14 protein-coding genes and 1 pseudogene are annotated in these 14,238 nt (G+C 66.9%); 8 read left to right on the forward strand and 7 right to left on the reverse strand.

Translation table 11 applies throughout. The features are described from left to right. Positions 1-6: 6 nt before the first annotated feature. The gene (locus tag BN4332_RS16045; RefSeq protein ID WP_066899589.1) at positions 7-996 is read right to left on the reverse strand and encodes an LLM class F420-dependent oxidoreductase; all 990 of its coding nucleotides are present in this window, start codon (positions 994-996) and stop codon (positions 7-9) included. A 56-nt stretch (positions 997-1,052) separates the two neighbouring features. On the opposite strand from BN4332_RS16045, the gene BN4332_RS16050 reads away from it, so the two are divergent. Together BN4332_RS16050 and BN4332_RS16055 are read left to right on the forward strand one after the other, a co-directional pair. Then, a complete protein-coding gene (locus tag BN4332_RS16050) occupies positions 1,053-1,478 on the forward strand; it encodes a pyridoxamine 5'-phosphate oxidase family protein (RefSeq protein WP_066899591.1) in 426 nt (141 codons plus the stop codon). 4 nt (positions 1,479-1,482) lie between these two features. Further along, positions 1,483-2,070, forward strand: coding sequence for a class I SAM-dependent methyltransferase (locus tag BN4332_RS16055; RefSeq protein ID WP_066899593.1), 588 nt, complete (start codon positions 1,483-1,485; stop codon positions 2,068-2,070). A gap of 15 nt (positions 2,071-2,085) precedes the next feature. Here BN4332_RS16055 and BN4332_RS16060 read toward each other — a convergent pair whose 3' ends face one another. Both BN4332_RS16060 and BN4332_RS16065 read right to left on the reverse strand, forming a co-directional pair. Further along, complete coding sequence (locus BN4332_RS16060) at positions 2,086-3,921, reverse strand: S9 family peptidase (RefSeq protein WP_066899595.1); 1,836 nt, start codon at positions 3,919-3,921, stop codon at positions 2,086-2,088. Positions 3,922-3,977: 56 nt separating this feature from the next. Further along, the gene (locus BN4332_RS16065) at positions 3,978-4,523 is read right to left on the reverse strand and encodes a TetR/AcrR family transcriptional regulator (protein WP_200820306.1); all 546 of its coding nucleotides are present in this window, start codon (positions 4,521-4,523) and stop codon (positions 3,978-3,980) included. A 76-nt stretch (positions 4,524-4,599) separates the two neighbouring features. On the opposite strand from BN4332_RS16065, the gene BN4332_RS16070 reads away from it, so the two are divergent. Genes BN4332_RS16070 through BN4332_RS16080 form a run of 3 tightly spaced genes read left to right on the forward strand, consistent with a single transcriptional unit; the run spans position 4,600 to position 6,719 of the window. Then, on the forward strand, positions 4,600-5,808 hold the full coding sequence (locus BN4332_RS16070; protein WP_066899597.1) for an FAD-dependent monooxygenase: 1,209 nt from the start codon (positions 4,600-4,602) through the stop codon (positions 5,806-5,808). 31 nt (positions 5,809-5,839) lie between these two features. After that, positions 5,840-6,262: a PPOX class F420-dependent oxidoreductase gene (locus BN4332_RS16075; protein ID WP_066899599.1), complete on the forward strand. Its 423-nt coding sequence runs from the start codon at positions 5,840-5,842 to the stop codon at positions 6,260-6,262. 10 nt (positions 6,263-6,272) lie between these two features. Further along, positions 6,273-6,719 carry a TIGR03618 family F420-dependent PPOX class oxidoreductase gene (locus BN4332_RS16080; RefSeq protein WP_066899612.1) on the forward strand — a complete coding sequence of 149 codons (447 nt, stop codon included), beginning with the start codon at positions 6,273-6,275 and terminating at the stop codon, positions 6,717-6,719. A gap of 117 nt (positions 6,720-6,836) precedes the next feature. On the opposite strand, the gene BN4332_RS16085 is transcribed toward BN4332_RS16080, so the two are convergent. From BN4332_RS16085 to BN4332_RS16095, 3 genes are all read right to left on the reverse strand, one after another. Further along, the gene (locus tag BN4332_RS16085; RefSeq protein ID WP_066899602.1) at positions 6,837-8,984 is read right to left on the reverse strand and encodes a 3-hydroxyacyl-CoA dehydrogenase NAD-binding domain-containing protein; all 2,148 of its coding nucleotides are present in this window, start codon (positions 8,982-8,984) and stop codon (positions 6,837-6,839) included. 15 nt (positions 8,985-8,999) lie between these two features. Further along, the gene (locus BN4332_RS16090; RefSeq protein ID WP_066899604.1) at positions 9,000-10,211 is read right to left on the reverse strand and encodes an acetyl-CoA C-acetyltransferase; all 1,212 of its coding nucleotides are present in this window, start codon (positions 10,209-10,211) and stop codon (positions 9,000-9,002) included. A 280-nt stretch (positions 10,212-10,491) separates the two neighbouring features. After that, positions 10,492-11,631, reverse strand: coding sequence for an alkene reductase (locus BN4332_RS16095; protein ID WP_200820307.1), 1,140 nt, complete (start codon positions 11,629-11,631; stop codon positions 10,492-10,494). Positions 11,632-11,753: 122 nt separating this feature from the next. Here BN4332_RS16095 and BN4332_RS16100 point away from each other — a divergent pair, with 122 nt between their 5' ends. Next, a complete protein-coding gene (locus BN4332_RS16100) occupies positions 11,754-12,920 on the forward strand; it encodes a pyridoxal phosphate-dependent aminotransferase (protein ID WP_066899606.1) in 1,167 nt (388 codons plus the stop codon). Here the strand turns inward: BN4332_RS16100 and BN4332_RS16105 are convergent. Continuing rightward, a complete protein-coding gene (locus BN4332_RS16105) occupies positions 12,917-13,297 on the reverse strand; it encodes a WhiB family transcriptional regulator (protein WP_308208390.1) in 381 nt (126 codons plus the stop codon). The two genes, BN4332_RS16100 and BN4332_RS16105, sit on opposite strands and share 4 nt — an antisense overlap. 250 nt (positions 13,298-13,547) lie before the next feature. On the opposite strand from BN4332_RS16105, the gene BN4332_RS16110 reads away from it, so the two are divergent. Then, positions 13,548-13,889: a hypothetical protein gene (locus tag BN4332_RS16110; RefSeq protein WP_160110873.1), complete on the forward strand. Its 342-nt coding sequence runs from the start codon at positions 13,548-13,550 to the stop codon at positions 13,887-13,889. Next, a pseudogene (locus BN4332_RS16115) lies at positions 13,886-14,238 on the forward strand (hypothetical protein); the annotation flags it as partial. The gene BN4332_RS16110 and the pseudogene BN4332_RS16115, both read left to right, overlap by 4 nt.

A 14,238-nucleotide genomic window follows, 5' to 3' on the forward strand; every position in this document is an offset into this window, starting at 1 on the left:
GTGCGGTCAACTCAGTGCCGGGATGACCTTCTGCTCGAACAGCTCGATGCCGGACCGGTCGTAGGCGGCCTCCGGGAAGTAGAGAATGGCGTACTCGCACCCCCGATCGCGCATCCGCTGCAGCTTCTCGATGACCTGGTCGGGGGTTCCGCTTGCCGATTCGGGGGCGGTGACGTTGGCGAGCATGGCATCGACGGCAGCCTCGCCGGCCACCGGGGTCTGGCGGGCGCGCAACCGTGCCACCCGGTCGGCGACGTCGGCATCGGAGTCGCCGATGACGGCGTTGAAGTTGGCCGACCGAACGATCGCGCCGTAGTCGGTGCCGACGTCGCGGCAATGATCGGCAAGGACCTGCGACTTGTGGGTAAAGCCGTCGGGATCGGAGGTGAAGTTGGTGTACTGCGCGTACTTGGCCGCGATCCGCAGCGTCACCTTCTCGCCACCACCGGCGATCCACATCGGGAGGCCGTTGTCCTGCAACGGCTTCGGGGCGACGATGGCGTCGTCGACCTGATAGTGCTTGCCGTTGAAGCTGACTCGTCCGTCGCGCCAGGCGTCACGCATAATCTGAACGCCCTCGTCGAGCCGGCCCAGCCGGACCCCAGCCGACGGGAAGCCATAGCCGTACGCCCGCCACTCGTGCTCGTACCAGCCGCCGCCGATGCCCATCTGCACGCGGCCGCCCGAGATGATGTCGGCGGTGGCGGCGACCTTGGCCAGGTAGACCGGGTTGCGGTAGCTCATCGCGGTGCACATCTGGCCGAGCTTGATCCGCGACGTCGTGGCCGCATAGGCCGACATCAGCGACCAGGCCTCATGGGTGGCCTCGTCGGTGGGCACCGGGACGGTGTGGAAGTGGTCGTACACCCACAGCGAATCCCAGCTGCCCGCGTCGGCGTAGGTGGCCAGGTCACGCATCACCGGCCAGTGGTCTTGAGTGGGGATGTCGACGAGGTCAAGGCGCCAGCCCTGCGGGATGAAGAATCCGAAGCGCATGGACCCCGACTCTACGACGCCGACGTGTGTCGCGGTACCGGGCTAGCCTGGTTTTCATGGCCCTTTCCAAGGAAGAACGCGAACAGTTTCTGGCCGAGCCACACATCGCCGCGATGTCGGTGTATGCCGGCGACAAGCGCGGCCCGTTGACCGTCCCGATCTGGTACCAATACACGCCCGGTGGTGAGCCGTGGGTGTTGACCGGCACCGGGTCGCGCAAGCACCGGTTGATCGAGGCGGCCGGGCATCTGAGCCTGATGGTCGAGCGGCTGGAGCCGACGGTGCGTTACGTGGCCGTCGACGGGGCGGTCAGCCGGATCGAGCCGGGCACCGATGAGCAGCTGGTCGAGATGACCAAACGCTATCTGGCCCCCGAGAAGGTGGAGCCCTATCTGGAGTTCGCCCGGCGCGAGCACGGCGAGAGCGTCGCGGTGTACCTCAAGCCCGAGCATTGGCTGTCTGCCGATCTGGGGTCGCTGTGACGCCATGAGCTCGCGTCAACGGCTGTTCCGGTGGCTCTACCGGCTCGGGTTCACGCCCTGGGACGGCCACCCGTTGGCGCACAGCCTGATCGGCCTCGTGGAAGGCGGCGGGCTGCGCCCGGGTGCCGCACTCGATCTCGGGTGCGGCACCGGGGACAACGCGGTGTACCTGGCCAGCCACGGTTGGCAGGTCACCGCTGTGGACTATGTGGACAAGGCGCTCAAGAAGGCCCGCGCCAAGGCCGGCCCGCTGCCCGTCAATTTCGTCAAAGCCGATGTGACACAGCTGAGTGTGGCCAGGATCGGTGCCGGCTACCGACTCATCATCGACAGTGGCTGCCTGCACGGCATGAGTGACGCCGACCGGGACGCCTATGTCCGGGAGGTCACCGCGGTGGCCGCGCCCGACGCGCGCCTGCTGATCGTGGCGTTCATCCCAGGCGCGTCGATGGGCGTGCCCGGCATCGGTTTCGACGAGGTGGTGCGGCGTTTCAAGGACGGCTGGACGCTGATCACCAGCGGTGACGAACCGGCGATGGACCACAACGGCAGAAACCCGGCACGGCACTATCTGTTCGGCCGGGCCGGTTGATCAGCGCAGCGCCCCTCACTCGGCACGACCGCCGAGATGCTTGGCCAGGAACCGATCGGCCCGGTGGTAGAAGTCGAGGCGGTTCTCGGGTTTGACGAAACCGTGGCCCTCGTTCTCGTACATCGCGTACTCGTAGTCGAGGCCACGTTCTTCCATGGCCGCCACGATCTGCTCGGACTCGGCCCGCTTCACCCTCGGATCGTTCTCGCCTTGAGCGATCAGGATCGGAATCCGGATCGCATCCACCCGCGACAGCGGCGACCGGGACCACAGAAACTCGGGGTCCTCACCAACTCGCTTGTGCCACAGCATGATCATCGGCTTCCAGTACTCCGGGAACGACTCGATGAGGGTGTTCAGGTTGGATGGGCCGACCATGGAGATCGCGCATCGGAACACGTCGGGCGTGAAGGTCGCACCGACCAGCGCCGCATAGCCACCATAGGAACCGCCGTAGATCGCCACCCGGTTACGGTCGACGATCCCCTGGCCGGCAAGGTGATCGATCGCGTCCAGCAGGTCATCGTGCATCTTGGCGGCCCATTCACGGTTGCCGGCGTTGAGGAAATCCTTGCCGTAGCCGGCGGAACCACGGAAGTTCACCTGCACGCACAAGTAGCCGCGATTGGCGAGCCACTGCGCCTCGGGATCCAGACCCCAGCCGACCCGGCCCCACGGCCCGCCGTGCACGTTGAGGACCGTGGGCAGATTCTTGCGGTCGGTGCCCGGGGGAAATGACAGGTAGCCGTGGATCGTCAGGCCGTCACGGGCGGTGTAGCTGAACGGTTCCATGGGCACGAGCGGATACTCGTTCAGCTCGGGCCGATGGTCGAACAGAAACGTCGCCTCTTGTGAAACACGATCCCAGCGGTAGAACTTCACCGGTCCCGAGTCCTGGTCGAATGCGACGAGCCACGTCGTGTCGTCGTGATCGCGGTCGCTGATCATCAGCGTGCCCTGATGCAGCCGCTCGAGTGCCTCCACGTCCCCACGAATCGAATCGTCGAAGATCCGGTACTCCAGCCGCTCGCCGTACACCGTCACGCCCTGAACTTCTCTGGTGTCGGGATGGATGATCACATCGTTGATGTCGTAGGTCGGGTCCTCGGCGATCACCTCTGTCGCGCCGGTTTCGATGTCCATCCTGACCAGCCGGCTGGTGTTCGAACCGACCGAGGATTGCAGATACATCGCCGTGCCGTCCTTTGTAAACCCCACCGGCCCGGTGGATTCCGCGTCCTCCGGCCCGACTTCGAGCAACGTCCGCCACGGGGACGTCTCGTCGTCGCGCACCACGATGATCAGGCCGCCGTCCGCGGTCGGTGCCGATGCGCCCCGCACCTTGAGGTCATCGTCGACGACCCAGCTGAGATAGCCGGGATTCTCGACCACCTTGCGCAGCTCACCGGTACTCAAGTCCAGGTGATACACATCGTGCAACTGCGGGTTGTCCTTGTTGATGGCCACGAGCACGTCGTTGGGAAATCTCTTGCGGTGCGCGAGGAGTCGGCACTGCACACCGTCTATCGGCGTCAGATCACGCTCGATCCCGGTCTCCAGATCCACATCGAACAACCGGAAGTTCTCGCTGCCGTCCTTGTCCCGGACGTACAGAAGGTGGCGGTTGTCATGTGCCCAGAAGTAGCCCTGTATCCCCCGGTCGGTGTCGCGGGTGACCGGTTTCTCCGTGCCCGACCCGGCGTCACCGACAAAGACGTTCAACACGCCCTCGAGTGGGGCGACGTAGGACAGCCGCGTGCCGTCCGGCGATATCTGCGCCGCGACCCGTTGCGGTTGGCCCAGCAGGACCTCGAGCGGGATGAGTTTCGCGTCTCCCGTGTCATCTGACATTCCGACTCCCGTCTTCGGCACTGCGATCCATCATGCCCACTCGACGGTAGCGGCAGTCAGAGGTCCAAGGCAGCCATCGCTCCGTCGACGGTGGCCGCGCGCAGTTCTTCGTAGGGCACATCGGGGAACTGCAGGCAACAGTCCTGCAGGCCGCCGAAGGCGATCACCGCGCGGGTGGACTGCTCCAGTGTCGGCCGCCTGCCGAACACCAGCACACTGAGCCGGGCCCGCCAGGCCAGCATCTTGTCGATCAACCCGAGATCGGCCAGCGTGGTCAGCTCGGAAACCAGCAACACCAGATCGGCGCGATGCCGATGATGGAAGTCGAAGTAGCCCTCGAGGAGCTCTCGCGGGGTGGGCCGCGCGGCCCCGCGCTTGCGCTCCTGCTCGGCGATGAAGGCCTCACCCTCGTCGAACAGCGGCTGCACGATGCTGCGCACCAGATCCTCCCGGGATCGGAAGTGGTAGTACAGCGCGGGTTTGGTGATGCCGAGGCGGTCGGCGATGTCCTGCAGGCTGGTGCGCAGCACACCCTTCTCGGCGAACAGCTCACGCGCCACATCCTGGATGCGCTGTCGAGTATCCATCGCGGGCTTGGCCACGTAGCTACCCTAACTTACTTAACGGGCGGTAAGCTGACGAGACTGTTACTTACCGACCGTTAAGTAAGGGGGCAACGTGAAGGTACTCATCTCCGGCGCCAGCATCTCCGGACCGGTACTCGCCTACTGGCTGTCTCGCCACGGATTCGAGGTCACCGTGGTCGAACGCTCACCCGCACTACGCAAGACCGGCGGCCACGCCGTCGACCTGTTCCGGCCCGCCATGGAGATCTCCGAACGCATGGGCGTGCTGCCGGAGATCGAGGCGCACGCCACCGGCACCACCGACATGATCATCCATCGGCCCGGCACGTCACGCTCCACCCGCCTGGACTATCTCAAGATCATCGGGACCATGTCCGACCGGCACGTCGAGATCATGCGCGACGACCTCAGCGAGATCTACTTCAACGCGGGCCGTGACGATGTCGAGTATCTCTTCGGCGACACCATCACCTCGATCTCACCCGACCGCGACGTGACATTCGAGCGCCACTCACCCCGACGGTTCGACGTGGTGGTGGGAGCCGACGGGCTGCACTCCGGGGTACGTCGGCTGACGTTCGGCGCCAACGTTTCCGAGAACTTCCTCGGTGGATACCTCTCGGTGGTTTCGGTGCCGAAGGACTTGGCCCGAGACGGTGAGATGACCGGCTACCTCAAACCCGGCCACATGGCCGGCATTTACACCGCCGACCACCTCGACGATGCCCGTGCGGTCTTCATCTTCCGCCCGATCCAACCGCTGGATTACGACTACCGCGATGTGGACCGCCAAAAGGCGCAACTGCGCGCCGCATTCGCACACATGGGTGCCGAGGTGGACAGCTGGCTGGACGAGGTGCCGCGGACGCCGACGTTCTACTTCGACGCCATCACCCAGCTGGAGATGCCCACGTGGTCACAGGACCGGGTCACCCTGGTCGGGGATGCCGGCTACTGCCCCGGCCCCGCTGTCGGCGGAAGCACCAGCCTGGCGGTGTACGGCGCCTACGTCCTGGCCGCCGAACTGGTACGAGCGGGTGACGATTACGCCGCGGCGTTCGCCGCCTATGAACGCACGATGCGGGCGCCGGTCGTCGGTAGCCGGAAGCTGGCCCGGGTCAACGCGAAGACGTTGGTGCCCATGAGCGGCTTGGGAATTCGTGCACTGGTGGGAGCCGGCCGGCTGATCTCGCTGCTGCCACTGGGTGTGGTCCAGTCACTGGCCCGGCTCAACACCAAGGGCGTGCGGCTCTACGACACCATGCCGCTGCCGAGCTGGCCCGCCCAACTGAAAGGGTGAAACCGTCCACCCGCGGCAGTACCGTGGCCACATGGGCGAACTCACCGACAAAGTGATCGCGTTCCTATCCGAGGGCACTCGCACCGCGGTGCTGGGTTGGGTTGCCGCCGACGGCCGCCCCTTGGCCGCACCCGTGTGGTTCGTGGTGGATGACGGGGCGCTCGTGTTCAACACCGGGAAGGACACCGCCAAGGGCCGGGCCCTGACCCGCGACCCACGCGTGGTGATGTGCGTCGACGACACCAACCCGCCGTTTGCCTTCGTCCAAGTCCAGGGCATCGCGACCATCAGCGAGGATCCGGACGAGCTGCTCGACATCGCCACCCGCACCGGCGGCCGATACATGGGCGCCGAGCGTGCCGAGGAATTCGGCCGGCGCAACGGGGTGCCGGGGGAACTCGTGGTGCGAGTCAAACCGACGAAGGTCCATGCCGCGTTCGACGTGGCGGATTGACGTGGCTGCCGTGACCGAGATCTCCGCATTCGCCGACATGCTGTCCCGCGACCAGGGCCTCTGCGTGCTCAGCACCCTGCGCGCCGACGGCAGCATCCAGTCCTCCGTGGTGAACGCCGGTGTGATGGCACACCCACGCACCGGCGAGCCCGCCGTCTCCCTCGTCGCGATCGGCGGGAGCCGCAAACTGCAGCACCTGCGCACCGATCCCCGGGCCACCGCCGTCGCCCGGTCCGGCTGGCAGTGGGTGACGGCCGAGGGCACCACCGAGATCATCGGCCCCGACGATCCGAGCCCCGGCACCGACGCCGAGGGGTTGCGGCTTCTGCTGCGCGCCGTCTTCGAGGCTGCCGGCGGCACCCATGACGACTGGGACACCTACGACCGCGTCATGCGCGAGGAGCGTCGCGCCGCGGTCTTCATCTCCCCCACCCGGGTGTATTCGAACCCGGGTTGACGTCGATATTGCGTACAGGGTCGTGAAATCTCGAAATCAACAGCCCTGAGCGCAATCTCGACGCCCACAAACGCAAATGCCCCCGACACCTGGTCGGGGGCATTTGACGTTCAGCGCTTAGCTCTCCAGCGAGGCCGGCGGCAGGAAGCGGTCGCCGTACTTGGCGGCCAGCTCCTTGGCCCGGGCCACGAAGGCCTCCTTGCCGACACCGAGCTCGCCCTGGTAGCCGACGATGAACTGCGCCGAACCACCGGTGTACGGCGGGAAGCCGATACCCATGATCGAGCCGATGTTCGCGTCAGCGGTCGAGGTGAGAACGCCCTCGTCGATGCACTTCTGGGTCTCCAGCGCCTCGGCGAACAGCATGCGGTCGATCATGTCCTGCAGCGGCGGCTGCGAGGACCCGGAGTTGAACGTCTCGCGCAGGCCGGGCCACAGCTGGGTCCGCTTGCCGTCGACGTACTCGTAGAAGCCGGCACCCTTCAGACGCGACGGGCGGCCGAGCTCGATCATCTTCTCCACGACAGCCTCGGCCGGGTGCGGCACGTGGGTGCCACCGGCAGCCTCGATGCCTTCCTTGGTGGCCACGGCGATCTTGTGCATGAGCTCCAGGTTGAGCTCATCGCTCAGCTGCAGCGGCGCCGCCGGGTAACCGGCCTGCGAACCGGCCTGCTCGATCGACGCGGGCTCCACGCCCTCGCCGAGCATGGCCAGCGCCTCGTTGACGAACGTGCCGATCACGCGGCTGGTGAAGAAGCCACGGCTGTCGTTGACCACGATCGGGGTCTTCTTGATGGCCAGCGTGTAGTCGAACACCCGGGCCAGCGCCTCGTCAGAGGTCTTCTCGCCCTTGATGATCTCCACCAGCGGCATCTTGTCGACCGGTGAGAAGAAGTGGATACCGATGAAGTCCTCCTGGCGCTTCACGCCGGTCGCCAGACCGGTGATCGGCAGCGTGGAGGTGTTCGACCCGAGCAGCGCGTTGGGCTCGACGATGTCCTCGATCTCCTGGAACACCTTGTGCTTGAGTTCCTGGTTCTCGAACACGGCCTCGATCACGAAGTCGACGCCCTTGAGATCCTGCGGATCGGCGGTCGGGGTGATCCGGGCCAGCAGCGCCGCCGACTTCTCCTCGGTGGTCTTGCCGCGCTTGAGCGCCTTGGCCTCCAGGCCCTCCGAGTACGCCTTGCCCTTCTGGGCCGCTTCGATGCTGACGTCCTTGAGGACGACGTCGTAGCCGGCCTTGGCCGACACGTAGGCGATGCCGGCGCCCATCATGCCCGCGCCCAGCACGCCGATCTTCTTGATCTCCTGCTTGGCGATGCCCTCGGGCCGCGAAGCGCCGCCGTTGATGGCCTGCAGGTCCAGGAAGAACGCCTGAATCATGTTTTTGGCGGTCTGGCCGGTGACCAGCGAGACGAAGTAACGGCTCTCGATGCGGCTCGCGGTGTCGAAGTCGACCTGCGCACCCTCGACAGCGGCGTCCAGGATCGCTCGCGGTGCCGGCATCGGGGCGCCCTTGAGCTGCTTCTTCAGCAGCGCCGGGAAGGACGGCAGGACCGCGGCGAGCGCCGGGGTGGACGGGGTGCCACCGGGGATCTTGTAGCCCTTGACGTCCCACGGCTGGGTGTGGGCCTCGGGGTTGGCCTTGATCCATGCCTTGGCCGCCGGAACAAGCTCCTCGACCGAGCCGACCAGCTCGTCAACCAGACCGGTGTCCTTGGCTTTGGCCGGGTTGAAGCGGGTGCCCTGGCTCAGGACCTCCATGAAGGCCTTCTGGATGCCGAACATGCGCACGGTGCGGGCCACGCCGCCACCACCGGGCAGCAGACCCAGGGTGACCTCGGGCAGACCGATCTGGCTGCCCTTGACGTCGGCGGCGATGCGGTGGTTGGTGGCCAGCGCGATCTCCAGGCCGCCGCCGAGCGCGGCGCCGTTGATGGCGGCCACGACGGGCTTGGGCAGGGTCTCCAGCTTGCGCAGGTCGGCCTTGATGGTCTCGACCATCTCGAACGCCTCGGCGGCGTCGTCCGGGCCGATGTTCATCATGCCCTTGAGGTCGCCACCGGCGAAGAACGTCTTCTTCGCGCTGGTGATCACCACACCGGTGATCGAATCCTGCTCAGCAACAAGTTTTTCCACGGCATTGTGCATGGATTCCTTGTAGTGCTCGTTCATCACGTTGGCCGAACCGGTCGGGTCGTCCAACGTCAGGGTGACGATGCCGTCGGCATCCTTGTCCCACTGAATGGTGTTCTCAGCCATTGGTTTTCAGCCCTCTCAGACGCGCTCGATGATGGTGGCCACGCCCATGCCGCCGCCGATGCACAGCGTGATCAGGGCACGCCGAGCGCCGCGACGCTCGAGCTCGTCGACCATGGTTCCGGTGATCATGGCGCCGGTGGCGCCCAGCGGGTGGCCCATCGCGATGGCGCCACCGTTGACGTTGAGCTTCTCGTCGGGGATGTTGAGGTCCTTCTGGAACTTCAGCACCACGGAGGCGAAGGCCTCGTTGAGCTCGAACAGGTCGATGTCATCGACGGTCAGGCCGGCGCGGTCCAGCACCTTCTGGGTGGCCGGAGTGGGGCCGGTGAGCATGATGACCGGGTCGGCACCGCTGGTGGCGGTGGCCACGATGCGCGCCCGCGGGGTCAGGCCCTGGCTCTGGCCGGCTTTCTCGGTACCGATCAGCAGCAAGCCCGCGCCGTCGACGATGCCCGAGCTGTTGCCGCCGGTGTGGACATGGTTGATCTTCTCGACGTAGTGGTACTTCTGCAGCGCCACGTCGTCGAAGCCGCCCATCGCGCCCAGACCCTCGAACGCGGACTTGAGCTTGCCCAGGTCGGCCACCGTGGTGCCGGGACGCATGTGCTCGTCGTGATCGAGGACGACCAGGCCGTTCTGGTCCTTGACCGGAACGACCGACTTGGCGAAGTAGCCGCCGGACCAGGCTGCCGCCGCGCGCTCCTGCGAGCGGGCCGCGTAGGCGTCGACGTCCTCGCGGGAGAAGCCCTCGATGGTGGCGATCAGGTCGGCGCCGATGCCCTGCGGGACGAAGCCGATGCGGTAGTTGGTCTCCGGGTCAGAGGCCCAGGCGCCACCGTCGGAGCCCATCGGGACGCGGCTCATCGACTCGACACCGCCGGCCAGCACCAGGTCGTCCCAGCCCGAACGGACCTTCTGGGCGGCCAGGTTGACGGCCTCCAGGCCCGAGGCGCAGAAGCGGTTGAGCTGGAAACCACCGGTGGTCTCCGGCAGCTTGGCCACCAGGCCCGCGGTGCGGGCGATGTCGCCACCCTGGTCACCGACCGGGGACACCACACCCAGGATGACGTCGCTGATCAGCGTCTCGTCGAGGTTGGGGAAGCGGGTCCGCAATTCGTTGATCAGGCCGACAACCAGGTTGACCGGCTTGATCTCGTTGAGGGCGCCGTTGCGCTGCTTGCCGCGCGGCGTGCGGATCGCCTCGTAGATGAAGGCTTCTTCGGACATGTCTTAGCTCCAGGTCCTGTTGAGGTTGGGTTGTGGGTTAGCCCACCGATGTGGACTGTCCTCTGCCCGGAGAATAGCAGCCTCTCCCAACCCGTTGGTTGGGCCTGTGCTCAGCGTCATCTTTCGCGGGATACACCTACGAGTCGACGGTCGCCGCATCGCCGCTTTCGACGCCAGGGCTGCCCCACGCGCGGCGCAGCGACCCCTCGGTGGAAAACGACGCAGCGGCACGTGCGCACGGCTGCGCGAGAGTCACAGCGTGCGCGAGAACTGCCGAGAGTTACGCCGAGCGGGGCTCCTCGATCGCCAGCAGCGTCGGATAGTCGGTGTAGCCGACCGGCCCTGGCGCATAGAAGGTAGACATGTCGGGCTCGTTGAGCTCCGCGCCCAACAGCAGCCGGTCGATCAGGTCTGGGTTGGCCAGGTACGCCCGCCCGACCGCGGCCGCGCTGATCGCGCCCCACTGGGCGTAGCCCTCCAGCTGAGAGAAGTCGGTGCCGGTGGCCCGGCCGGTGTTGAGCACGAACGTGCCCGACCACAGCGCACGGATGACGCCGAACGTGTGCTCGGCCGGGTCGATGAGCACGTGCAGGTAGGCCAGGCCCAGCGGGGCGATCCGATCCAGCAGCGCCTCATAGGTGCTGACCGTGTCGTTCTCCCGCATGCCCCCGGCGGAGTTCCCGGGCGAGATGCGCAGCCCGACCCGGCCGGCGCCGATCTCGTCCACCACGGCCTCGACCACCTCGGCGGTCAGCCGGGCCCGGTTCTCCGGCGACCCGCCGTAGGCATCGGTGCGCTGGTTGACCACATCGGAGGCGAACTGGTGCAGCAGATAGCCGTTGGCTCCGTGGATCTCGACACCGTCCATGCCGGCGTCGATCGCCCGGCGCGCGGCGGCGCGGAACTGCTCGACGATGGCCGGGATCTCGGCGGTATCGAGGGCCCGCGGCGTCTGCAGCGGCTTCTTGCCGGTGGGCGTGTGGGTGACCACGTCGGCCGCGATCGCCGACGGTGCGACGGACTCGAACCCACTGATCTCGGGATGTGCCAGGCGGCCGACGTGCCACAACTGGACGAACATCTTGCCGCCCGCGGCGTGCACCGAGTCCGCGATCTCGGCCCAGCCGTGCTGGTGCCGGTCGGTGTAGAGGCCGGGCGTGTTCATGTACGCGCCGTTGGCGGTCTCGGCGACGGCGGTGGCCTCACTGATGATCAGGCCGGCCCCGGCGCGCTGCGTGTAGTACTGCGCGGCCAGCGGCGACGGCGTGCCGTCGGCATCGGCGCGGGAACGCGTCAGCGGCGCCATGAACAGACGGTTGGCGGCGGCGGTGTCGCCGACCTGGATCGGCTGCAGCAGCGCGGCGTCGGCGTTCAGTTTCTGGGTCACGCCGCTGTTCAGCGCGATCGGCGTCCGGATCATTCCCGCCGTGTGATCGCCGCGCCTGCGCCCAGCGCACCGCGCCTGCGTCCAGAGCGCGGATTCGCCGAAATTTGCGATCTCACCGCAGTCTCGGCGGGCATCCGCGCCTACCCTCGACGCTCATGACCGTTCAACGGCTGCAGCCCTTCGCCGTCACCATCTTCGCCGAGATGTCCGCGCTGGCCGGCCGGCTGGGCGCGGTCAACCTCGGACAGGGTTTCCCCGACGAGGACGGCCCGGCCGAGATGCTCAAGGTGGCGCAGAATGCCATCGCGGAGGGTGACAACCAATACCCGCCCGGCCTCGGCATTCCCGAGCTGCGCACGGCGATCGCCGCGCAGCGCAAACGCCACTATGGCATCGACTACGACGCCGACACCGAGGTGCTGGTGACCGTCGGAGCGACCGAGGCCATCGCCGCGGCGGTCCTGGGCTTGGTCGAGCCGGGCTCGGAAGTTCTGGTGATCGAGCCGTTCTACGACTCCTACTCCCCGGTGATCGCGATGGCCGGCTGTGTGCGCAAGGCCGTGCCGCTGGTGGCGGCCGGGGCCGGGTTCGCCATCGACGTCGACGCACTGCGCCGGGCGGTCACTCCACGAACCCGGGCGCTGATCCTGAACTCGCCGCACAACCCGACCGGCGCGGTGGCCTCCGATGCCGAGCTGAGTGCCATCGCGGCCCTGGCCGTCGAACACGACCTGCTGGTGATCAGCGACGAGGTGTACGAGCAACTGGTGTTCGGTGTCGAGCACCGACCGGTGGCCGGCTACCCGGGCATGGCGGAACGGACCGTGACCATCTCCAGCGCGGCCAAGATGTTCAACGTCACCGGCTGGAAGATCGGCTGGGCGTGCGGGCCTGCCGATCTGATCGCCGGGGTGCGCGCCGCCAAGCAATACCTCACCTACGTGGGCGGCAGCCCGTTCCAGCCCGCGGTGGCCCACGCCCTCAACCACGAGGACGGCTGGGTGGCCGACCTGCGCCAGTCATTCGAGGCCAAGCGGGACAGGCTTGGCAATGCGCTCGCCGACATCGGCTTCGAGGTGCATGACAGCCGCGGCACATATTTCCTGTGCGCCGACCCGCGGCCGCTGGGCTATTCCGACAGCACGCAGTTCTGCGCCGAGTTGCCGCACAAGGCCGGGGTGGCGGCGATCCCGATGTCGGCGTTCTGCGATCCAGAAGCTCCGCATGCCGATCTGTGGAATCACTTGGTGCGCTTCGCATTCTGCAAGCGCGACGACACCATGGACGAGGCGATTCGCCGACTTGAGGTGCTGCGTGCCTAGCCTTCGCCGCTGAGTCCGCTGAGTTCGATGGCGCGTTCCCTGGCCGTCATCGCGCCCCAGATGCCGTAGGGCTCGGGTGCGGAGAGTGCATGCGTGCGACACCGCTCCAACACCGGGCATTCCCGGCAGATCGCCTTGGCCGCGTCCTCCCGCCTGCGCAACGGACGCCCCCGCACCTCGTCCGGGAAGAACACCTCTGACGGATGGTCCCGGCAGCGGCCGCGCTGCTGCCAGCTCCACTCATCGAGGGCCGGTGGCGGCAGATTGCGTGGCGAGCGGTAGACCGGAATCGCCGGACGGGGCGCGGCGACATCGCGTATCTCCTGTCGCGCAACGATTTCCAGTGGTGGCTGGCTGTCGAAAAGCGTACGGGACACGGCGTTCACCCCTTTGCGGAAGTTGGTGTACGGCCTGCCATGCTGCCAGCCCAGGCTCGCGCAACAGGTTGTCACCTTGTAAAGAATCGACCGCAGATCGCGACACTTTGCTGCCTCATTCCGGCACGCCGCGGGCAATTGAGTGGTATGCCGGGCGGTGACCGAGAGCGTCCGAGAATCGGGTAGTCAGGTACTCGCGCGCACTCTCACCGGGTTTGCCACCATCGAAAAGACACTGGTGGGAGGCGTAATGAACCCAGGAGCGACAACGCTTGGGCGGGCTGCGGGACTCGCGGCGGTCGCCGCGTGCGCGATATTGGCTGTCGCCTGTGGCGGTCAGGACGAGCACACCGAGACGACGCCAAAGGTGCCGACCCAGGCCAGCGTGTCCCTACCGACGACCACGACGACCAAGTCGGGTCCGGCCACCACGTTCTCCGACCCGACGACCACCGCGCTCGGCACGGGTGGTTACACCACCACGACGACCTCCACGACGACGACGCTCACGGTTCCGCCGACGACCACGACACTGACCACCACCACGGTCACCCCGCCCACCACGACCGCGTCGCCGGCGCCGCCCTCGTGAGCGACGAATCGAAGTCGCTCACCCACTCCGCCGAGCGGTGGCTGAGCCTGGCGGCCCTCGTCGTGGCGCCGACGTCGCTGATCACCGGGCTGTGCTACTTCTTCGGTCTGCTGTTCATCCGGAACCGGTTGCAGTACTTCGGGGTCGACCCGGCGACCCTCGGCTACACCTCGGCCGATTACGCCGTGACCACCATCGGGATCTTCTTCTTCGCGGCCCTGCGCGTGCTCGTCGTCCTCGCCGTGCTCGTGGTGCTGGCGGTGGCCGTGCGACGGTGGGTGGCCACAGGGCGCCGCATCGCGCTGCTGCGCAGCATCTCCTGGCTCTTGATCGCCCTCGGAGCGGCGGG

The sequence above is a fragment of the Mycolicibacterium houstonense genome (assembly GCF_900078665.2).
GTDB classification, from domain to species: domain Bacteria; phylum Actinomycetota; class Actinomycetes; order Mycobacteriales; family Mycobacteriaceae; genus Mycobacterium; species Mycobacterium houstonense.